16 protein-coding genes are annotated in these 19,084 nt (G+C 69.6%); 9 read left to right on the top strand and 7 right to left on the bottom strand.

The features are described 5' to 3' along the window. Positions 1–196 precede the first annotated feature (196 nt). The 7 genes from F0U63_RS10525 (at position 197) to F0U63_RS10555 (ending at position 6,483) form a co-directional block, all read left to right on the top strand. Complete coding sequence (locus F0U63_RS10525; protein ID WP_395845759.1) at positions 197–868, top strand: DUF2231 domain-containing protein; 672 nt, start codon at positions 197–199, stop codon at positions 866–868. A 6-nt stretch (positions 869–874) separates the two neighbouring features. Beyond that, a complete protein-coding gene (locus F0U63_RS10530; protein WP_395845760.1) occupies positions 875–1,465 on the top strand; it encodes an alpha-ketoglutarate-dependent dioxygenase AlkB in 591 nt (196 codons plus the stop codon). 135 nt (positions 1,466–1,600) lie between these two features. Then, positions 1,601–2,122 (top strand): hypothetical protein, encoded by a 522-nt coding sequence (locus F0U63_RS10535; RefSeq protein WP_395845761.1) that lies wholly within the window; start codon positions 1,601–1,603, stop codon positions 2,120–2,122. Positions 2,123–2,407: 285 nt separating this feature from the next. Continuing rightward, positions 2,408–2,743: a hypothetical protein gene (locus F0U63_RS10540; RefSeq protein WP_043430209.1), complete on the top strand. Its 336-nt coding sequence runs from the start codon at positions 2,408–2,410 to the stop codon at positions 2,741–2,743. A gap of 24 nt (positions 2,744–2,767) precedes the next feature. Further along, the gene (locus tag F0U63_RS10545; RefSeq protein WP_395845762.1) at positions 2,768–4,060 is read left to right on the top strand and encodes a hypothetical protein; all 1,293 of its coding nucleotides are present in this window, start codon (positions 2,768–2,770) and stop codon (positions 4,058–4,060) included. A 169-nt stretch (positions 4,061–4,229) separates the two neighbouring features. Then, entirely contained in the window at positions 4,230–4,703 is a 474-nt protein-coding gene (locus F0U63_RS10550) for a DUF4112 domain-containing protein (protein WP_395845763.1), read from the top strand. Between the two features lie 46 nt (positions 4,704–4,749). Then, entirely contained in the window at positions 4,750–6,483 is a 1,734-nt protein-coding gene (locus F0U63_RS10555) for a DUF4832 domain-containing protein (RefSeq protein WP_395845764.1), read from the top strand. A gap of 46 nt (positions 6,484–6,529) precedes the next feature. On the opposite strand, the gene F0U63_RS10560 is transcribed toward F0U63_RS10555, so the two are convergent. From F0U63_RS10560 to F0U63_RS10570, 3 genes are all read right to left on the bottom strand, one after another. After that, a complete protein-coding gene (locus F0U63_RS10560) occupies positions 6,530–7,699 on the bottom strand; it encodes a zinc-dependent alcohol dehydrogenase (protein ID WP_395845765.1) in 1,170 nt (389 codons plus the stop codon). A gap of 12 nt (positions 7,700–7,711) precedes the next feature. After that, complete coding sequence (locus tag F0U63_RS10565; RefSeq protein WP_395845766.1) at positions 7,712–8,443, bottom strand: SRPBCC family protein; 732 nt, start codon at positions 8,441–8,443, stop codon at positions 7,712–7,714. Positions 8,444–8,658: 215 nt separating this feature from the next. After that, a complete protein-coding gene (locus F0U63_RS10570; RefSeq protein ID WP_395845767.1) occupies positions 8,659–9,936 on the bottom strand; it encodes a porin in 1,278 nt (425 codons plus the stop codon). A gap of 429 nt (positions 9,937–10,365) precedes the next feature. Between F0U63_RS10570 and F0U63_RS10575 the strand changes: the two genes are divergently transcribed. Both F0U63_RS10575 and F0U63_RS10580 read left to right on the top strand, forming a co-directional pair. Next, entirely contained in the window at positions 10,366–10,845 is a 480-nt protein-coding gene (locus F0U63_RS10575; protein WP_395845768.1) for a ferritin-like domain-containing protein, read from the top strand. A gap of 113 nt (positions 10,846–10,958) precedes the next feature. Continuing rightward, entirely contained in the window at positions 10,959–11,402 is a 444-nt protein-coding gene (locus F0U63_RS10580; protein ID WP_395845769.1) for a hypothetical protein, read from the top strand. Positions 11,403–11,418: 16 nt separating this feature from the next. Here the strand turns inward: F0U63_RS10580 and F0U63_RS10585 are convergent, their stop codons facing one another. The 4 genes from F0U63_RS10585 to F0U63_RS10600 all read right to left on the bottom strand — a co-directional run bounded on the left by F0U63_RS10585 (position 11,419) and on the right by F0U63_RS10600 (position 18,913). Beyond that, on the bottom strand, positions 11,419–12,951 hold the full coding sequence (locus tag F0U63_RS10585) for an ELWxxDGT repeat protein (protein WP_395845770.1): 1,533 nt from the start codon (positions 12,949–12,951) through the stop codon (positions 11,419–11,421). Between the two features lie 190 nt (positions 12,952–13,141). Beyond that, entirely contained in the window at positions 13,142–16,432 is a 3,291-nt protein-coding gene (locus F0U63_RS10590) for a lantibiotic dehydratase (RefSeq protein WP_395845771.1), read from the bottom strand. Positions 16,433–16,447: 15 nt separating this feature from the next. After that, entirely contained in the window at positions 16,448–17,692 is a 1,245-nt protein-coding gene (locus F0U63_RS10595) for a lanthionine synthetase C family protein (protein ID WP_395845772.1), read from the bottom strand. Between the two features lie 276 nt (positions 17,693–17,968). After that, positions 17,969–18,913 carry a hypothetical protein gene (locus F0U63_RS10600; RefSeq protein WP_395845773.1) on the bottom strand — a complete coding sequence of 315 codons (945 nt, stop codon included), beginning with the start codon at positions 18,911–18,913 and terminating at the stop codon, positions 17,969–17,971. Positions 18,914–19,084: the final 171 nt, after the last annotated feature.

Raw genomic sequence — 19,084 nt, forward strand, 5'->3', positions numbered from 1 at the left:
CGGGCCTGCCCGTTCCCTGTGCGCGGGGACGCCCGACGCGCGGCATCGTGGATGCCCTCCGAGCGTGGGGACGAGCCCCGGGTGGTGGGCCCGAGACCCGGGAGGAGGCGGGGAGCGGGGGCGGTGCCTAACCTCCACTCATCACGGGGGCCGGTGCGGCCGAGTCACGGGCCCTGCTCAACACGGGGGAATGGCCATGAAGATGCTGCTTCACGAGTTGCACCCGTCCGTCGTCCACGCTCCTCTGGCCCTGTTGCCCACGGCGACGGTGGCCGACTTCATCGCGGTGGCGAGCGGGGATCGGGCCTGGGCGAAGGTGGGCCGGCGGCTGTGGGTGGCCGGCACGTTGAGCGCTCTCTTCTCTGGAGTGGCCGGACTGGCCTCCTCGCAGGAGGTGCGGCTCGAGGATCCCCGCGCGCGGGACATGGTGTTCCTCCATGGCATGGGCAATGCCGTCGTCACGCTGGGTGCGGTGGGCGTGACGCTGTGGCGGTTGAACCGTCCTCCCTCGCTCACCCAGAGCGTCATCGCGCTGCTGGCCAACTCGGTGGCGCTGTACACCGCCTCGCTCGGCGGCAAGATGGTCTACGAGCTGGGCGTGGGCATCAACCCGATGCCGGCGGATGCCGCGTCGGGCACGTTGAAGGGACCGCCGCTGCTGTCGCGTGAGGCGCCCGGAGCGCTCGTGCGCGACGCGCTCCAGGGCGTGCGCTGGCTGTTCGGCCGCGCGAGGAGCATCTGGGAGGGGTCCCGTCCGCTGCACTCCGGCGCGAAGGGGTTCGGCCGGGGCTATGAGGGCCCCACAGTGCCGGACGAGGCCCTGGTCCCGGACTCCACCGAGCCACGCTCCGACGCGCCCCGGATGTGAGCCGGGATGGCCAGGCAGCCCCAGGAGGCCGGACTTCCAGAAGGACTGAGCTATCTGCCCGGCTTCCTCTCCGAGGAGGAAGAGCGGGTCCTGGTGGACGAGCTGTCACGGCTCGACTACCGGGAGATCCACATGCATGGGGTGGTGGCGCGGCGCACCGTGCTGCACTACGGCTGGGACTACGGCTATGAGTCCTGGCGCCTCACGCCCGCTCCCCCGGTGCCTGGTTTTCTCGAACCGGTGAGGGCCCGCTGTGCCGCCGCGGCGGGGCTCGAACCCGCCGCGCTCGAGGAGCTCCTCATCTCGCGCTATCCCCCCGGGGCGAGCATCGGCTGGCACCGGGATGCGCCCATGTTCGGCCCTTGCGTCATCGGGGTGTCCCTGCTCGGGCCGGCGCGGATGCGCTTCCGGCGCAAGGTGGGCGACGCCTTCCAGACGGTCGCGCTCAAGCTCGAGCCCCGCTCCCTCTACCTCATGGCCGGAGCCTCGCGCACGGAGTGGCAACACACGCTCTCGCCCGTGAAGAGCCTGCGCTACTCGCTGAGCTTCAGGACGGTGAAGCCTGCCTCGGGCCGCGCGGCGAGCGAGCCCTCGTAGGAGCGGGCGGGTGGCCCGCGTGGCCGGGGATCGGGCCGCCTGTCGCGAGACCTGTCTTCGAGTCCAATGCTGCGCCGAGTGACCAGTACTTAACCTCCTCTCAGCGGTAACCCATACACCGGAGGAGGATGAGTCATGCGGCATGTGAAGGCTTTGATCGTGGGGACGGCGGCGGCTGTGTTGCTCTTGGGCGCGGGGTGCAAGAGTGAGCAGGGGCAGCAGGGCACGGGTGGCGCGGGAATGAACCAGGGCGGCTCCACGCAACATGGTGGAGGCTCGCAGCTGGGAGATGATACTGGAACGACCGGCTCGGGCGGCGCGGGCAGCGTGGGCAGCGGCTCCGGAAGCGACCTGGGCGGCACGGGCAGCACGGGCAGCGGCTCCGGAAGCGACCTGGGGACGGGCAGCGGCTCCGGTGGCTCCGGAAGCAACCTGGGGACGGGCAGCGGCGGCTCTGGCTCGGACAACATGGGCAGCGGCTCCGGTGGCTCCGGAAGCAACCTGGGAGGCACGGGCAGCGGCGGCTCCGGTACGGGCAGCATGGGCACTGGCTCCCAAGGCGCGGGTGATGAGCTGAACGGCACGGGCAGCGGCGGCTCCGGCGCGGGCAGCACGGGCAGCGGCTCCACCTCGGGCTCGGACGACACGCGCCGCTAAGGCCAGGGACTGACGCGCGGACATCTCGCGCGGAACAGTCGTGGGGAGGTCCCCGGCTCCACGAGGGAAGGCGGCTTCGTTCCCCCCTCCCCCCAGAAGTGCCTTTCACGTGGAGCCTGGCGTGACCAGGAGAAGGTCCTCGAGGCCACTTGCCTCGGGGATCTTTTCTTCTTCCCCGAGTCCTTGCAGGCGAGCGAGAGCCACGACGGCAGGGGCCAGGGCGGACGAGGAAGAAGCGAATCCAACGCTGAGATGGGGGAGCGCGGATGTTATCCTGCGCCGTCGATGGACCCATTCGTGCGGCGCCTCGTGGAGAGGCTCCATGACCCAGCCAAGCCCCTGTCGCGCAACCGGCACTTCCACACGTTCGACACCCCCGAGGGTCGAATGGCGCTGAAGGTGTTCCGCCGGCTCAACAGCATCCACCGGGACATCCTCGCCTGCGTGAAGGAAGGGCGGAGGGCCCGGCTCTTCCGCCACGTCAACGACGAGGGCGAACACCGCATCGAGCTGCACTTCGAGCGCATCGCCGGACGCCGGGTGTCCCACCTCAAGGCCGCCGAGCTGGAGTTGCTCGCCCGGCTACCAGGGGTGCGTGATGCGCTCGAGGGAGACCTCTAGGCGGCCCCGGGAGGTCCCGCGCGCATGGCGACCTCCTCCTCTTCCACCCTCCACGTCGTCCGGGGAACGCGCGCGCTGCGCCGCTGGCTCGAGCAGGCCGTCGATCTGCGCGGCCTCGACCTGGAGGGCTTTCGCCACTGGCTCGGCCAGCAACTGTCCCGCTGGGAGTTGGATCCGGCCTTCGCTCAGCGCGTCAGGATCCGGGACCTGCGACAGGCCCACCCCGAGCTCCTGGCCCTGGAGCGGACGCTCCGTCACGTCACCGCCGCGGATGAAGCCTCTCCCCAGGCGGAGCGCCTCTTCCAGCTCGAGCAGGAACTCTCCAGGGCGGACAAGGCGATCGCCGGCCTGGGTGCCGCGCTGGAGCGGACGACCGATGCGCGGAAGCTGTCGGGCTCGCGGCAGAAGCTCGCCGCCTTCCAGGCCAGGCGTCGGGAGCTTCTCAGTGAGCAGTCACTGTTGATCCACGCGAGCCCCGCGCGGCGGGAACTGCTCCGGGTCCGCGCGGAGCTGGAGCAGCTTCGCTCACGCCTCGGACTGGAGCGCGCGGAGGCCGAGCTGGCCGGGTTGTCGCGCGACCAGGGGCTGCGTTCCGGGCGCGCGGGCCAATCCTTCGAGCAACAGGTACTCCCGCTGACGTGGCGCTTCATCGTGCCCGACCTGTTGGGGCGTGGGGACGCGGCCCGCCTCCGGGTGCTCCGGGGCGTGGGGCTCGGCGCGGCACGGACCGAGATCGATCAATTGATCATCCGTCAGCCGCGTCACCCCGGGCAGCCGGTCGAGGTGCTGGGCATGGTCGAGGTGAAGCGCAACCTCAATGATCTGGCCCACGGCTTCCGTCATCGCCAGGAGAACCTGGCCTGGTTCAAGGGCGAGGCCGGACATTACGACCCCAGCCTGTATCGGACCCGTTACTTCCGCTCGGGGCACTTCGACCGGGAGGCCGTGCACGAGGAGGACGGTGAGCGGTTCGTCTTCTCGCGTGACTCCTTCCGGCACTTCCGGCGCGAGCCAGGCAGCGGCGCGTTCCTGCGCCGCCTGTACTTCATCACCCGGGGAGGCACCCTGAGCGGTGTCTCCACCGTGGCGCTGGCGCGCATCCGCCACCGCGTCGCGACGGATGGGCGCTGGCGTCAGCGCGGTGAGGCCTCTCTCGGCGAGCTGCTGCGCTGGTGCCAATCCCTGGCGGAGCCCCTGGAGGCGCCGGATGTGCTCCGGCTGTATGGCTCGCTCCCCGCGCGAGCGCGTCAGGTGTTGGTGCTCGAGCCGCGCTCCCCGAGGCCGGGTTCCCAGGAGGAATCTCAAGTTCTGACATAGTTTTCTTGTTTTGACGTTCTGTCGGTTTTCGTGCGATACGCCTCATGACCGCTGAGTGGTGGCCGTGAACCCGACTGTGACGTACCCGATGCTGGCCGCGAACCAGCGTTGACGGCCCTCGTTGGGAGGGCTCCTCTGCCGCGCGCTTATGAGCCCACTGCCCGCTCCCATGAGTTCTCCCGCCGATTCCGCCTCGATCGAGCAGGTTCGCCGTCTGGCACGTCAACTGGACACCTCCATCCGGCTCCCCGGAGGATTCCAGATCGGCTGGGACGCCGTGCTGGGTCTGGTGCCCGTCGTGGGCGACTGGGCGGGCGCCTTGCTCTCCTGTTACATCATCTGGCAGGCCGTGCGTCTGGGCGTCTCGCGCGAGGTGTTGCTGCGCATGGTGGGCAACGTGGCGGTGGAGTCGCTCGTGGGCGCGGTCCCCTTCCTGGGCGATGTCTTCGATGCGGCCTGGAAGGCCAACATGCGCAACGTGCGCCTGCTCGAGAATCATCTGGCGGCCCCCATCGCCACCCGTCGCGCCAGCCGGGCGTGGGTGCTCGGCATCGGGGTTCTGCTGGTGGCGCTATTGGCCCTGGCGGTGACCCTCGCCGTGCTGGCCGTGCGCGCCCTCGCTTCCATCGGCGCTCAGGGCTGAGTCCACGCCTGGTTCCCTTGTCCAACCCAGTCGTCGAGGAGTGTTCATGCGTAGATTGATGTTGCCGCTGGCGGGCTTGTTGCTCGCGTCTTCGTCCGCCCATGCGGCCCTTTCCGCAGTGGTGGTGGGCAACGACGCCACCTCCGTCCAATACCAGTTCCAGTACAGCGGGACTCCGGCCTACCGGCGCGCGTACATCGACGTCGACCGCAATCCCGCGACCGGTTTCGCCCAACAAGGGCTCGGGGCGGACTACCTGCTCGAGAACAACTCCCTGTACGCGAACGTCGGCGGTGGGTGGAACTGGCAGTTCATCAAGACGGTGACGTACACGGACTCGGCGGGCACCGTGAAGTGGACGGTCGCGCGCGCGGACATTGGCGAGACGGCGACCCCGAACGACGCGGATGTCGTCTTCCAGCTCGAGGCACCGCTCGAGACGTCCGCTAAATACACCCACGTCTACAGCGGCGGCACGAACCCGAACCCGGGAGCGGGGACGACCCAGTACACGGCGAGCAGCGCCACCATCGCCAACCCGGAGCGGGGCTTCTATCACCACATCAATAACTGCAACGAAACCGACTTCGTCGCCTCCACGTTGAGTGCCTTCCGCACCAACGAGAAGATCACCCAGGTGATCTGCATCTTCTATCTGTCGGAGTTCAAGAACAGCCCCATCAGCCAGGCGCAGTTGGATCGCTTCCAGCGGCAGGCGAACATCGTCCGGAGCGCGGGACTCAAGATGATCGTCCGCTTCGCCTACACCTCCTCGGAGTCCGGGGACGATGCGCCCCTGAGCCGCGTCACCGCGCACCTGGATCAGCTCGCGCCGTACCTGAGCGCCAACAGTGACGTCATCTCCGTGGTGCAGACGGGGCTCGTGGGCGCTTGGGGCGAGTGGTACTACACCCAGAACTTCGGCAACACGGGGAACGTGTCGCAGACGGATTGGAACAACCGCAAGGCCGTGGTCGACAAGCTGCTCAGTGTCCTCCCGGCCTCGCGCATGGTTCAACTCCGTACGCCCAAGTTCAAGCGCACCATGTATGGCACCACGGCGCTCTCCGCCGCGCAGGCCTACAACGGCTCCGCGAACGCTCGCATCGGCCATCACAACGACTGTTTCCTGGCCAGCGCCGACGACTTCGGGACCTACACGAACACGTCTGTCGAGTACCCCTACCTGTCGGCGGAGACGAACTACCTCGCCATGGGCGGAGAGACGTGCGCGCTCAACCCGCCACGCTCGGATTGCGCCACCGCGTTGAGCGAGATGGCCTCGTTCCACTACTCCTATCTGAACGTCGACTACTCGCTCCCGGTCATCAACAGCTGGACCAGCGGCGGGTGCCGGCCCGAGATCGACCGTCGGCTCGGCTACAGGTTCGCCCTCGTGTCCGCCACCCTCCCGGCGACCGCCACCCGTGGCGCGGCCATGTCCCTGGACATCCAGATCAAGAACGAGGGCTGGGCGGCTCCCTACAATCCCCGGTCGGTCGAGCTGGTGCTGCGCAACACCTCGAGCGGCGCCGTCTACCGCGTGCCCTTCTCGGTGGATCCGCGCCGCTGGCTGGCGGGGACGACCACGTCGATCGGCCCGTCCGTCACGATTCCGACGAGCGTGCCCGCCGGCAGCTATGCCGTCCTGCTGAACCTGCCGGATCCGGCGTCCTCCCTGAACACCCGTCCGGAGTACTCCATCCAGCTGGCCAACCAGAACGTCTGGGAAGCCTCCACCGGCTTCAACAACCTGAACCGGACGGTGACGGTGCAGTGAGCCCCCGAGGGCAGGCGTCGGTGACGACGGCGCCTGCCTCGGGCCTTCAGGGAATGAAGACCGCCCGGACGCAGCCGTCTTCCTTCTTCTTGAACATCTCGTAGCCGCGCGGGGCGTCCTCCAGCGGGAACCGGTGCGTCACGAGGTACGAGGGATCCAACTCCCCGTCGCGCACGTGCTCCAGCAGCCGCGGCACGTACTTCTGTCCGTGCTGCTGCGCGGTGCGCACCGTGAGCCCCTTGTTCATGATGGAGCCGAGCGGGAACTTGTCCATCACCCCGTAGACGCCGAGGATCGACAGCGTTCCGCCCTTGCGGCACGCGAGGATCGCCTGGCGCAGGGCCTCGCCCCGGTCCGTGTGCAGGTGCAGCGCCTGCTTCGCGCGGTCATACGCGTACTCGAGCCCCATGCCGTGCGCTTCCATGCCCACCGCGTCGATGCACGCGTCCGGCCCGCGCCCGCCGGTCATCTCCCGGAGCACCTCGACGACGCTGTCGACCTGGGTGTAGTTGATCGTCTCCGCGCCCGCCTTCTCCCGCGCCAGTCGCAGCCGCTCGGGGAAGCGATCGATCGCGATGACGCGCTCGGCGCCGAGCAGGTAGGCGCTCTGCATCGCCATCAGCCCCACGCCGCCCGCGCCCCATACCGCGATGGTGTCCCCGGGATGGATGTTGCAGAACTCGGCGCCCATGTAGCCCGTGGGCGCCGCGTCGGACAGGAAGAGCACCTGCTCGTCCTTCAGTCCGTCGGGAACGAGGAAGCAGTCATTGTCCGCGTGCGGCACCCGCACGTACTGCGCATGGCCTCCCGCGTAGCCGCCGAACGCATGCGTGTAACCGTAGATGCCGGCCGTCGGCTGGCCGAACGTGGCCTGCTGCACCTCGGGCTTGGGATTCGTGTTGTCGCACAGCGAGTAGAGATCGTGCTGGCAGTACCAGCAGTTGCCACAGACGATGAAGGAGGGCACCACCACCCGGTCTCCCTTCTTCACCTTCTTCACCTCGCGGCCCACCTCCACGACCTCGCCCATGAACTCGTGGCCGATGACGTCGCCCTCGCGCATCGTCGGGATGTACCCGTCGATGAAGTGCAGGTCGGAGCCACACGTCGTGGACATCGTCACCTTGAGGAGGGCGTCGTGCGGATTGACGATCTCCGGATCCGGGACGTTCTCCACACGCAGATCGTTGATGCCGTTCCAGCAGAGTGCTCGCATGGGTGTCTCTCCTCAGTGGAGGTGGGCGCCCTGGCGGGCGGAAGGGTTGCGTTCGGTCGTCGGGATCTCTCCCGTCTCGGCCAGGCTCTTGAAACGCCGCAGCGCCCGGTTCACGAGCAGGTCCGGCACGGCGAGCAGCCGCGTCATCACCGCCTCGCCAATGGCGCCGCCCGGAGGTTGGAAGTCCAGGTGGAGCGTGACCTCCGTGCCCCAATCCCCCGGCGCGGGACGGAAGCGCACCAGGCCCTGATTGGGCAGCAGGGCGCCTTCCACCGATTCCCAGCGCAGCAGCTCGCCCGGGCGCTCCTCCACGAGGCGCGTGTCCCACTCCAGGTCCTGTCCGAGCGGACCACTCACGCGCCAGTGCGTGTACTCCGCGCTCGTCGTGGACAGCTCGGCGAAGTGGCTCATGACCTGGGCCAGGGTGCCCGGCTCGCGCCAGAGGCGGTAGAGCTCGTCCGCGGGCTTCCCGATGGTGATGGCGTGCTGCACACTCGGCGTTTCCGTCCGCACTCCCTCCTCGCGCTGAGCGCGCGGGTTCGAGGCGAGCTGACGGAGCCCGCGAAGGCCCCGGTAGAGCAATCCACTGCTGGCGAGCGCCATGACTGTTCCTCCCAATGAACGGCGCTGGAGGCCGAGCGTCAGCAGCGCCCCCCCGAGCACCACGGATGCCATCTTCTCGAGTTGTTCCTTGTCGACCCGCGCGGTCAGCCGGGTCGCTTCGTCCTGGACGAGTGCCTTCATGTGCCGCTGCGCTCCTTTCCCGTGGCGGCTCCTTCCGGCACGGCCGGAGGCAAGCGCCTCCATGGCCATGAGAAGTCCTGCCTCCGTGAGGGAGCGCCCGCACTGAAGGTGGGAAGACCCCCCCTCCACGACAACCGGGGGGAACTCCTTCGATCAGTCACCGGGGAGGGCCCTCGCTCCGCCGCCTGCTATGCCGGGCGAGGGGACGGCTCCCGTCAGAAGCTCGCGTCGAGCTGGAGCCGGGCGAGGTGGCGTGGCTCGCCCGTGGAGCCGAAGATGTAGAAGTAGTCGCCCTGCAACTTGAAGGCGTGCCCGTTGAGATAGACGTTGAAGCCCGCGCCGATCTGCTTGCCCTGGGTCTCGACGAGTTGGATGAGCTGCGGGTCGGTGCCCTTCCGGGCGAAGAGCTGCTCCCAGCGCGCCGTCAGCTCCACCTGGGGGCTCACCAGCTGGCCCCCCTGCACGAAGTAGCCGTAGCCCGAGCGTGTCACGTCCCGGGTGGGGGTGGTGCCGGTGGTCTGCTCGAGCACGTCCCGATGGGCCTTGCGCCACAGGCCCTCGGCGAGCAGCGAGAAGCCCCGGTACTTGAACACCACGTCCGCGGCCAGGTGGCTGTAGTTGGCCGTGCCGGCGGTGAAGGCCGTTCCGATGGTGCTGTTGCGGCGCGAGGTCCGGTGGTTGTAGCCCGCCGCGACCCCCAGGCTCAGGCGGGGCTTCGCCGAGCGCGTCAGGTCCGCTTCCTGGTCGTCATCGAAGGCGCCGAAGGGCCGCAGCGTGAGCCGCAGGACGGTGAGCGGGCCCGGCGCGTAGGCCGCGAAGCGGTTGCGCCCGTCGCCTCCACCGATGAAGAACTGGTAGCCGAGCCACTCGTTCAGACCGAAGAGGTTGTTGGACGAGAGCATCACGCCCACGTCGCGGTCGAGGTTCAGCTCGCGCACCACCTGCTGCCGGTCCACGAACTGGAGCGCGAACTCGCGGATGGTGCGGGCCCGGTCGAGCGGCACGAAGAACTGGCCCACGCGGATGTTCACGTCGCGCCAGCGCGTGTACTCCACGAAGGCGTCGAAGATGGGCGAGGAGCTGCCCGTCTCGAAGTCATTGCCGCCGAAGGCGAGCTGGATGTTGTAGCGCAGCTCGGGCGCCAGCACGTTGCCACCCACGATGAGGCGCAGCGTGCGGACCTGGATCTCGTTGGTGTCGTCCCGGTCGAAGTGGAGGAAGGTGTCACGCAACTGGATGCGGGCCCGGAGCCCGAAGGAGAAGCGGTCCCCCGCTTTGACCACGATGCCGCGGCCGGGCTCGGCGGTGATGGTGGTGGGGGGCGTGGTGGGGGGCTCGGCCGCGGGCGCGGGGGTGGAGGGGCCAGGGCCTTCCGGGGAGGGCTGGGCGGGGGTGGAACCGCTCTGGCCCCGGGCTGGGGCCGCCACCGCGAGGAACAACGCCAAAAGCAGACGGAGCGCGCCCGGAGCGCGCGGGGAGACGTGCGAGTGCATGGAGGGGGCTTTCCTGAAGGTCACCGCTGTCGCGGCGGGGTCTTCCATCCGCTCGGACGCGCGATGTCGGCCCGAGCGGTAGGCGTGGCTGGAACGAGGAGGGTCAACACCGGAAACGGCAGACGCTCGTCATGGGCGCATCCAATATAGCGGATGCCCCCAGAGGAAAGGGCGGTCCGTGTCGTCCGTTATAGCGGATGATGGCCCGGCGGTCTTCAGGAAATTGGCTCCAGCCGCGCATCGACATCCTCATGCATGTCCGGGACGAGTCCACTCCGGCGCCCTGAGCCTGCCCGGGACCGCCGCCGGGGGCGAGGCTTCAGGAGACCCCTTGGGGCCGCGTGTGCCGAGGCTGGTGACACGGGCGGTACGTGGTGACCTTCACTCGTGCCCGGACGTGGGTCCGGCCCATCGTGGAGGCACGAGCACATGGCACGGAGCATGGACTCGAGGATGTTGTCGTCGCTTCAAGAACTGCTGCACATCGATATCGACGCGGTGATGCTCTACGACGCGGCGCTGCGGATCATCACCCACCCGATGGCGGAGCAGGCCCTGATGGAGTTCCGCTCCGATCATCTGCGTCACATCCGGGAGCTCAACGACTGCATCGAGCAGCTCGGTGGGGAGCGGGCGTGCATCGAGGTCAATGCCGAGCAGTGTGATCTCCACGGCTTCACCCCCATCGAGGAGGGAATGCCCCTGGAGGCCGTCTTCATGGCCATGGTGGATGGCGAGCAGATCACCAACCAGACCTATGAGCGCATCCTCAAGGAGGAGTGGACGCCGGAGATCCGCTCGCTCATCGATCGCAACTTCATCGACGAGCAGCGCCACCTCCTGTGGGTGCTGAAGGCGTCGCGCACGCGGATGTGGGAGCAGGACGCGGGGCAACGGCCCGACGTCTGATGTGGACGTGAGGCTCCGTGCGTGGACGTGGCGCGTGAGCCTCGCTCCTCGGTGGCGGTCTGGCAGGGCTTCTGCACAGGGCCCCGGGAACCTGTCCTTCCCGAGGTGCCCTCATGCCGCGTCTGCCCGCTTTGTTGTGTCTGTTGTTCGTCCCGCTCGGGTGTGAGGCCCCCCGTCAGGAGTGGCTCGGCCTCTACGAGATGACCGGCACCGCCCACTACAGCATTCCGGGGCTGGGCCACCTGTCCTCACCCGTGTCGGCGACCTGGCGCGTGTCGGAGGGGACGGCCGTGGAATTCCTTCTCTCCGACGTGGCCGGCGGGTGTTCCCTGGGTGCCCACCTCGAGGAGGAGCGGGCCCTGCTCGAACCCGGAACCTCGTGCTCCTGGAGTGAGAACGGCGTCCTCTTCACCCTCTCCGCGGTGCACGGTTCGGTCACGCTCGCGGATGGTCAGGGCCGCTTCGAGATGGCGGGTCGCGTGACGGCCACGGCCCGGGGGCAGCTCTACCCGGGCGAGTTCTTCCAGAACGCCACGTTGACCCGCGTGGGGCCGTAGCCCCGCGGGCCCGGGACTACCCCTCCAGGGGCAGCACCCACAGCTCGGCGCCGTGGCCCGGCGTGTAGGCCGTGAAGTAGACGGAGGCACCGACACGGGTGAAGTCGTGCGGATAGGAGAAGTCCTGCCCGGGGGCGAGGTCCTGGAGCTGCCGCGTTCCCGCCGCCGTGCCGTCGCTCACCCAGGGCTCCAGGCCCTGTCCCTCGCCGATGTTGCTGTAGAGGATGCGATCATCCAGGGTGAACAGCTCGCTCTGGAACTCATCCGACAAGCTCAGGGGCCGGGACACCTGCTGCGTTCCGTTCGCCGTTCCATCGGTCATCCACAGCTGCACGTCCCGGGGCGCGGGTCCCGACGAGGAGATGTTCACGCTGAAGAAGAGCCGGCCGCCCGCCACGGTGGAGGTGCCGAGGAGGACGTCCGAATCCGGCTGATCCGAGAAGGCATTGGGCAGCGTCGCCACGGGCCGCTCCCGCACCGCGCCCGTGTCGTCCACCTTCAGCGAAGACAGACGCAGGAGGTGATCCGACGGCGTGGACAGCGTGAGGAACAACTGGCTGCCCGGGCCCTCCATCAGGTTGGGGATGGGGCCGTCCGAGTCCGCGGACAGCTCCCGCACGCGCACCGTGCCCTCGCTCGTGCCGTCCGTGCGCCACAGCTCGCTGCCATAGGCAGGCGTCGAGGTGAGGAAGAACACGGACGTGCCCAGCTTCCGCAGGTGGGCCGGATAGGCGCTGGCGGGGCCGGCCTGGATGTCCTTCACCAGCACCGTGCCCTCGCTCGTGCCGTCGGTCTTCCACAGCTCGGTGCCATGCTCCGCGTCCGTGAAGACGAAGTAGAGGGTGTTGCCCACGAGCACCTGCGAGAAGCTCAGTGAGGAGTCCGGCCCCATGTCGCGCACGAGCACCGTGCCCGCGTCCGTGCCATCGCTCCGCCACAGCTCGGTGTGGCCGCTGTCCGTGCCGGGGATGTAACGGAAGAAGAGCAGTTGGCCGCCCACCACGGTGAGCTTGTAGGGCGCCGAGTCGCCGCCCAGGCCCGGCGTGAGTTCCTTCACCTGCCGCGTGCCGCCGGTGGTGCCGTCGGTGACCCAGAGCTCCGGGCCGTGCGCCGCGTCTCCCGCGACGAAGAAGAGCTGGGAGCCCAGGGGCGTCAGCTCCGTCACGAGATCCGTGGTCGTGTCCGCGAGCGCGGGAAAGTCCTTCACCCGCACGGTGCCCGCTTCGCTCCCATCGCTCGCCCACAGGGCGTGGGTGCCGTCCTCGTAGTGGGTCGCGAAGAAGAGCCGTCCCTGGAAGTCCACCAGGCTCGAGGGGCCCGGGTCGGTCCGGGAGGGGCGGCCGGAGGGCGGGAAGACATCCTTGACGAGATGCGCGGTGCCCAGTGTCGGACGGGCCGCCGGTGGAGCACTCGCGCGGTCGCCTCCTCCTCCGGCGGGCATGCCCGCGGGCGGAAGCTCGCTCTCCGGCGTGGGGGTCTCCGAGCCCAGCCCACCACCACATCCCACCATCAGCGAGCAGAGCAGTACCGCGCTTCGCCACGCATCCATCCCCACCTCACTTGTCTGGGTTGAGACAAGAGGGTGGGGAGGGCAGGGCGATCCGTCCAGTGGTGGTCAGGGAGAAACCCGCTGCCGCATTCCCCATGTGGAGGGCCTCTTCACTGCTCGTCCTCTGAGGAAGAGACCCTGCTGGGATGCAACGTGGCCTCTTGAACAGATGGGCGCGGGGGCGCGGAGTTCAACCCGCGGTGCTGAGGAGCACGGCGGGGCGCTTGGGCGATGTCTGGCCTTGGCGGGCCCGCAGGGAGCCATAGTGGCGGCGGAGATAGTCATAGAGGACGAGCTCCTGCTCACGGACCGAGGAACGGGCCATGCGGTTGGCACTCAGGTGCAACAGGCTGCCCGCCAGCTCGGCGAGCGGCACCGCCAGTCTTCCCGCCTCCGACAGGGCCCGGAGCGCGGTGGTGACGGGTGCCTGCCGCTCTGATCTCCGAGCGAGCACCGCCAGTCCCCGGGCGAGCACCGGCTGTTGGACCTGGCGCGTGACGAGCAGTTGCTCGAGGCCGCGCCGCTCGTGGCGGTAGCGCTCGCTCAACTGGTGCTCGGTGGCGCGTTGGACGTGGAACTCGCGGCCCAGGTCCTCGCGCAGCGCGGTGACCAGCCGCAGCTTCTCCTCCAGGTCCATGCCCAGGTCCGACAAGAGGTGGTCCATGCTGGCCAGCATCAAGCGCCAGCGCGCCTCCACGGCCTCGTTGCCCGGGAGCAGCTCCAACAACTGGAGTGCCGCCTCGCTGTCCACCTGGAAGAGGCGTTCGCACAGCCGCATGCTCTCCGCGCCCCCGTAGTGCTCCACCTCGCGCTCGTAGGTGTCGAGCCGCACCTTCCACACGAGCCCATCCCGGCGGGCCCGTGACAGCATGCTCATCAGCTCGTGCTGCACCTCCTGGAGCCGCTCGGGCGCGCCGTGGAAGCGCAGCCGCAGGTGCCAGTCCGGCGCTGCGTCGCGCATGAAGAACCATCCATCGGCCGCGGTGGAGCCCAGCGCGGCGCGCACGAGCGGTGCCACCAGCCCGGTCAGCAGCCGGTCCGCGGTGGCCGCTCCGGTGGAGATCCTGGCGTCCAGCCACTCCGAGCCGGGCAGGAAGGCGCGGGCGGGGAGCTCGGAACGCGGCGCCGGCACTGGCGCTTCGTGGAGCCGCCGGAGCTCGGCGGGCGCGGGAGGCGTGCGGCCGAAGGGGACCACCACCTCGTGGTGGAAGCGGCCCTCGGGGCCGTGGGCGCACAGCTCCTCGGGCCGGGGGAACAGCTCCACCAGCGTCACCCGGGACCGGTCCTTGATGCGCTGCACCAGCGTGTCGACGCTCAGCACGTTGTCCAGGTCGACCGGCAGGAGCTGGTCGCCCTCCTCCAGCGCGATGAAGCGGGGCAGGCGGTGTTCGGCCCGGAGTGCCTGGAGGGCGGCGAAGCGCTGGGCGCCGGTGATGGCGCCGAGTCCCTCCAGGGTGTCGCGCCAGAAGTTCCACCGGGCCACGGAGAGCACGAGCCGCCCGTGGGTGACGCGCGGCAGGAAGTGGGCGTGGGCGAGCGGGCCCCAGCTCCATTGCAAGGTGCCGCACTGGTGCTGGGTGGCCAGGGCGCACAGGAACCTGTACAGGCCCAGGCTCCGGGCCTCGTGGTCGTGGGCGTTGGTCATCCGGGGGATGACCTCGCACCCCAGCCGCCGCGAGCGCAGCACGATGCGGCGGCCCTGCAGGGAGATGAGCAGATCGGACGCGTCGAGCTGCGGGGCATCCGGGGCACCGGAGCGGCCCGGGTAGGTGAGCTCCTGGCCGCGCGGCACCGGGCGGGCGAGGATGTTGCCGGCCCGGCCCCGGGGCAGGTGGATGATCTCCGCGTAGACCGCGTCGGGGTGCGAGGACTCCTCGGCGCGCAGGTGCTCGCGCACCTTCTGGTGCAGCAACTCGTCCCCCGGACAGAGGCGGCCCAGGACGTTGGCGCCCGAGGGACCCGCCACCCTGTGCAGGCGGACCTGGAAGCGGCCCCGGGCGAGCGACTCCTCGGACTCGGCCGCCACGGTGGCCAGGGCCATGAAGGCATCCGGCAGGGGCGCGCGGGACGGATTCTCCAGGTGGGACAGGTCCTCGTCGCTCAACTCCATCACCAGGCCGCCCGTGCGCTGCACGTGCTCGAGCTTGTGCAGCAGCCGGGCCTCGCGCTCGCCGAAGCTGGCGCGTGCTGGCTGGGGCGCGCCCAGGGTGAGCCCCTCGAGCAGGGGAACGGCTCGCGCGCCCGGGGCGTGGGACGTGATGAGGCCGAGGCCGGACTCCTCGTCCAGCACCTCCAGCAGGGGCAGCTCCCGGCGCTCGTAGCGCTGGAGGAACGCGTCGCGGAAGGCCTCCAGGCCATCCTCCGGGGGCGAGGGGTGGAGGCGGTGCAGCAGCCGCACTCCCTTCTCCAGCTCGCGCAGCACCTCCTTGCCCAGCACGGCCTCGGGGGCGGGCTTGATGAGGTTCACCTGGAAGAGCCGTGGCAGCTCGACGGGGGCGGGCAGCTTCGCCAGCGTGCGCGCCACGTCCAGGTAGCGCTCGCTCGACGCGCCGAGCCCCTCCCGGTCCAGGTGCTCCAGGCAGGATTGGACGGCGCCCAGCGTCTCGGTGAGGGACGTGGTGCCGGGAAGCTGGCGCAACTGGGAGATGAGCACGGGGAGTGCCTCGGGCCCGGTGGCCGGGGGTTGCAGCTCGGACACGAGGAGCTGACTGTCGATGAGCGCGTCGACATAGCCCCTCGCCTCGTCGAGGCTGATGTCGGGGTCCAGCTCCACGAGGAAGCGCGCCAGCTCCTCGGGCCGAGCGCCGTGACGGGCCCGGGCGAGCGCGGCCTCGAGGTACTCGGTCGGCTCGACCGCCATGAGGTGGTAGGCGCGGTGGCGGGCCGCGAGGCGCCCCTCGGCGTGGCGAAGCGGGTTGCTGGCGCGGGAGAGGCTGGTGTTGGGCCGGTGGGGGATGTGGGGGCGCAGCTCGGGCGAGCGGGAGAACGCCTCCGCCAGCAGGCTCGCGTAGTCCATGTCCAGGCGGGTGTGGCGCTGGTAGCGCGCGCGCGGCCCGGTGCGCAGCCGGGTGTGCTCGCCCAGCTCTCCCACGGAGTAGCCCGCGAAGAGGCCGAAGGGCGTGGGCCGGCCGGCCATGCGTGACACGTAGCGCACGAGGGCGCGCTCCAGCTTCACTCCCCGCTCGCTCTCGGGGGCGCGCTCCCACCGCTCCAGGTGTTCGTGCAAGCCGGGCGAGGCCACGAAGAGTGCCTCGCGCACCTCGGGCCGGCGCACCATCTCCGCCAGGCGCGCGCGCAGCGTGGCGCGGTCGCGTTGGAGCGCCGGCTCCAGGGGCAGGCCCGGCGGAAGGCGGGGGGCTTGCAAGCCCTGTCCCCAGGTGTCCAGTTCATCGAAGGGGAGCAGGGGCGTGCGAAGCACGAAGAACCCGGACGGGGCGAAGGGGAAGTCCCGCGACGTGTTCTCGGTCTGTGGGGTTTTCATGGGGAGCGGACCGGATCAAGCGGGGATGGAGGCCATCAACATGCCGTCCCACATCGGGGTGTGGGGCTGCGCGGCGGCGAGCAGGGCGAGCGCGGTGCCGGTGACGCCGTTGAGCAGGCTCTTGTCGGCGATCCAGCCCATGTCCTCGTTCTTGCCGGTGGGCGAGGACCAGAAGACGAAGCCGGCCACGCCCTCGCCGGGGCGGCGCATGCGCAGCGTGCGGGTGAACCACGCGGTGGCGGTCTGCTTGAACGTGTCGTCTCCCGACACCTGGTAGAGCCGGTTGTAGATGTGGCCGAGGCCGGCCGCGCCATGGCACAGGCCCGCGTCGCACACGCCGGACTGCTCCTCGGGGCGCAGGGCGGCCTCGCGTGCGAGGGCCAGCGCATCGCGCTCGAGCTGCACGTCCCCGAGCGCCTGGGCGGTGACGACGAGGCACAGGACGACGCCGGGGTCGCCGTCGCACCAGGCCGAGCGGCAGGGCGTCACGTCCACGCCCGGCGCCACGGCCGAGGGAAAGCGTGCGCCGGGACTGTCCGGGAGCGCATTGGCGAGCAGCCAGCGCGCGCCCCCCTGGGCGAGCTCACGGGCCTTCCTCTCCGCCACGCCCGCGCGGGAGATCAACGCGAGCAGGGCGACGACGGCGGGCACGCCGTGCGCGGCGCCCAGGTTGAAATGGCCCTCGGTGTAGCGGGCGCGCTGGTGGGGCGGCAGATGCTGGGGCGGCGTCCACCAGGACAGGCCCGCTCCCGCGCGGGTGGAGCGCTCCTCCAGCCGCGCGACGATGGCCTCCAGGCACTGGACGGCGAGGGGGCGCGGCAGGCGCTCCAGCGCGTAGACGCCCAGGCCCACGAGGCCACGGATGAGATCGTAGTCCGCGTTCCACGGCTGCCCCGAGAGGAGATCAAGCAGCACCTTGTCGATCTCGTCCATGTCCTCGAGTCCATGGAGGCCGAGGGCGCCGAGCCGCTCGATGGACCAGGCGATTCCGGCGAAGCCCCCGTGGAGCCAGGGCAGCAGGGGTTCTTCCTCGATGGCCAGCGCCGCCTGGTGGATGAGCCGCTCCGCGTGGCCGCCGTGGCCGAGCTGGGGCCGGCCCCGCTGCAGCTCGGCGAAGAGCAGGGCGCGTCCGGCGAGTCCCCCCGACAGCGTGGGCCCTTCCAATCCCTGACTGGACTGGAGCACTTCGGCGATCTCATCCACGGTCCTCAGTGCTTGTTCCCGCAGCTCGCCGTCCAGCAGTGTCGTCCAGTTCTTCATGGATTGCCCCCCCGTCCCGATGTGTTGGGTGTTCGTGCTCTGGCCTACGGCGCTCTCAGCCGCTCTCTCGTCTTTCTCAGGATTAACGGTTCTCTGCCTGGAGGGAAATGCGCTCGGGGGGCAGCTCAGTGTCCCCATGGCGACAGGCCGCTGGAGCCGCTGCATGAAAGGAAAAACCCCCGGGGCGTGGGCCGCCCTCCGGGGGTTCTCCGCGTGTCCTCTGTCTTGTCGTTCGAGCGGGGCGGGGTGTTTGTGATTCGTCTGGAAGAGGACCTCTCATGGTGCGCAGGGGCCGCAATCCGCGGTGCAATGCGCGGAGTCCGTGCCCAGGCCACACGACTCGGTGAATTGGCAGACGCCATCGCCACACGTGTAGATCTCCTGTGGGCGGATGCGGGTGGTGATGGCCGCGTAGGTGGTGCCGTCGAGGGTGCAGTGGGTGTAGGAGGTATTCGTGGGATCGGGCGTGCACCGCGAGGCGCAAGGGCCCACCTGGGAGATGGGCGCGCACCCCTCCTGGCCCGGCTCGAGCGCGCAGGCGCGCACGCTGCTTTGCTGGGGCGACAAGAGAAGGTCGTCATGCCCCACGAAGACACCCTCCTCGGTGAAGAGGTTGCCGAAGAAGCACCCCTCGCGCTGGGAGAAGGTCTGGAGTTCCTCGGGCGTGGTGGCGATGGGCTCCTCGTGCGCGGTGCGGCCCAGGACGGAGATGGGCACGGTGCGCCCGAACTTGTTCACGTGGGCGGCCAGGCACGCGGAGACGAGCTGCTGCTCCGTCACGGTGGCGGGACGGCCGCTGACCCAGTCCGGCGCCAGCCCCAGCGAGCCGCTCCAGACCCGGACCTGGCCCTGGCTGTCCGTGTACGTGCGCGTCTGCCCGGCGGGCACCGCGCACGCCGTGACGTACTTCATGACGTTGTCGGCCAGGGCCGGATCCTGGTCGTACCAGGAGGAGAAGGCCTCGCTGTTCAAGCCATTGAAGGCCAGGCCATTGAAGGCGAGCCCGTTGAAGGCCAGGCCATTGAAGGCGAGCCCATTGAGGGACTCTCCATTGTCGGACGGCAGCGTCTGGCCCACGGAGGTGACGGGCGCCGGGCCTCCGGAGGTCTCGAGGGGCTCCGGCTGCATCGGGCCACAGGCCACCGCGCCGCAGACCCACAGCACCCCCGCCGTCCCCAGCCCCCACCTCGAACGGCTCCCCTGGCTTTCAATCGCCTTCATCTCCGACCTCCTGGAAAATATCGGGAAAAACCGCGCAATTCGGAAATACGGTCGCCTGCCCGCTTTTGGTGAGGTCGATGGAGCCGAAGTCCGGGGCCAGTGTCGTTCACGGACGGTTCGGGGTCCGGGCGCCTCTGGAGGGAAGAGGACTCCGTCCTGCGCGAGACACTT

Source organism: Cystobacter fuscus (assembly GCF_044360685.1).
Taxonomy (GTDB): domain Bacteria; phylum Myxococcota; class Myxococcia; order Myxococcales; family Myxococcaceae; genus Cystobacter; species Cystobacter fuscus_C.

What these genes read in the sequence shown, in the direction of transcription:
- F0U63_RS10525 (WP_395845759.1), top strand. Translation starts at nt 197, where the DNA reads ATGAAGATGCTGCTTCACGAGTTGCACCCGTCCGTCGTCCACGCTCCT.
- F0U63_RS10530 (WP_395845760.1), top strand. Translation starts at nt 875, where the DNA reads ATGGCCAGGCAGCCCCAGGAGGCCGGACTTCCAGAAGGACTGAGCTAT.
- F0U63_RS10535 (WP_395845761.1), top strand. Translation starts at nt 1,601, where the DNA reads ATGCGGCATGTGAAGGCTTTGATCGTGGGGACGGCGGCGGCTGTGTTG.
- F0U63_RS10540 (WP_043430209.1), top strand. Translation starts at nt 2,408, where the DNA reads ATGGACCCATTCGTGCGGCGCCTCGTGGAGAGGCTCCATGACCCAGCC.
- F0U63_RS10545 (WP_395845762.1), top strand. Translation starts at nt 2,768, where the DNA reads ATGGCGACCTCCTCCTCTTCCACCCTCCACGTCGTCCGGGGAACGCGC.
- F0U63_RS10550 (WP_395845763.1), top strand. Translation starts at nt 4,230, where the DNA reads ATGAGTTCTCCCGCCGATTCCGCCTCGATCGAGCAGGTTCGCCGTCTG.
- F0U63_RS10555 (WP_395845764.1), top strand. Translation starts at nt 4,750, where the DNA reads ATGCGTAGATTGATGTTGCCGCTGGCGGGCTTGTTGCTCGCGTCTTCG.
- F0U63_RS10560 (WP_395845765.1), bottom strand. Translation starts at nt 7,699, where the DNA reads ATGCGAGCACTCTGCTGGAACGGCATCAACGATCTGCGTGTGGAGAAC.
- F0U63_RS10565 (WP_395845766.1), bottom strand. Translation starts at nt 8,443, where the DNA reads ATGAAGGCACTCGTCCAGGACGAAGCGACCCGGCTGACCGCGCGGGTC.
- F0U63_RS10570 (WP_395845767.1), bottom strand. Translation starts at nt 9,936, where the DNA reads ATGCACTCGCACGTCTCCCCGCGCGCTCCGGGCGCGCTCCGTCTGCTT.
- F0U63_RS10575 (WP_395845768.1), top strand. Translation starts at nt 10,366, where the DNA reads ATGGCACGGAGCATGGACTCGAGGATGTTGTCGTCGCTTCAAGAACTG.
- F0U63_RS10580 (WP_395845769.1), top strand. Translation starts at nt 10,959, where the DNA reads ATGCCGCGTCTGCCCGCTTTGTTGTGTCTGTTGTTCGTCCCGCTCGGG.
- F0U63_RS10585 (WP_395845770.1), bottom strand. Translation starts at nt 12,951, where the DNA reads ATGGATGCGTGGCGAAGCGCGGTACTGCTCTGCTCGCTGATGGTGGGA.
- F0U63_RS10590 (WP_395845771.1), bottom strand. Translation starts at nt 16,432, where the DNA reads ATGAAAACCCCACAGACCGAGAACACGTCGCGGGACTTCCCCTTCGCC.
- F0U63_RS10595 (WP_395845772.1), bottom strand. Translation starts at nt 17,692, where the DNA reads ATGAAGAACTGGACGACACTGCTGGACGGCGAGCTGCGGGAACAAGCA.
- F0U63_RS10600 (WP_395845773.1), bottom strand. Translation starts at nt 18,913, where the DNA reads ATGAAGGCGATTGAAAGCCAGGGGAGCCGTTCGAGGTGGGGGCTGGGG.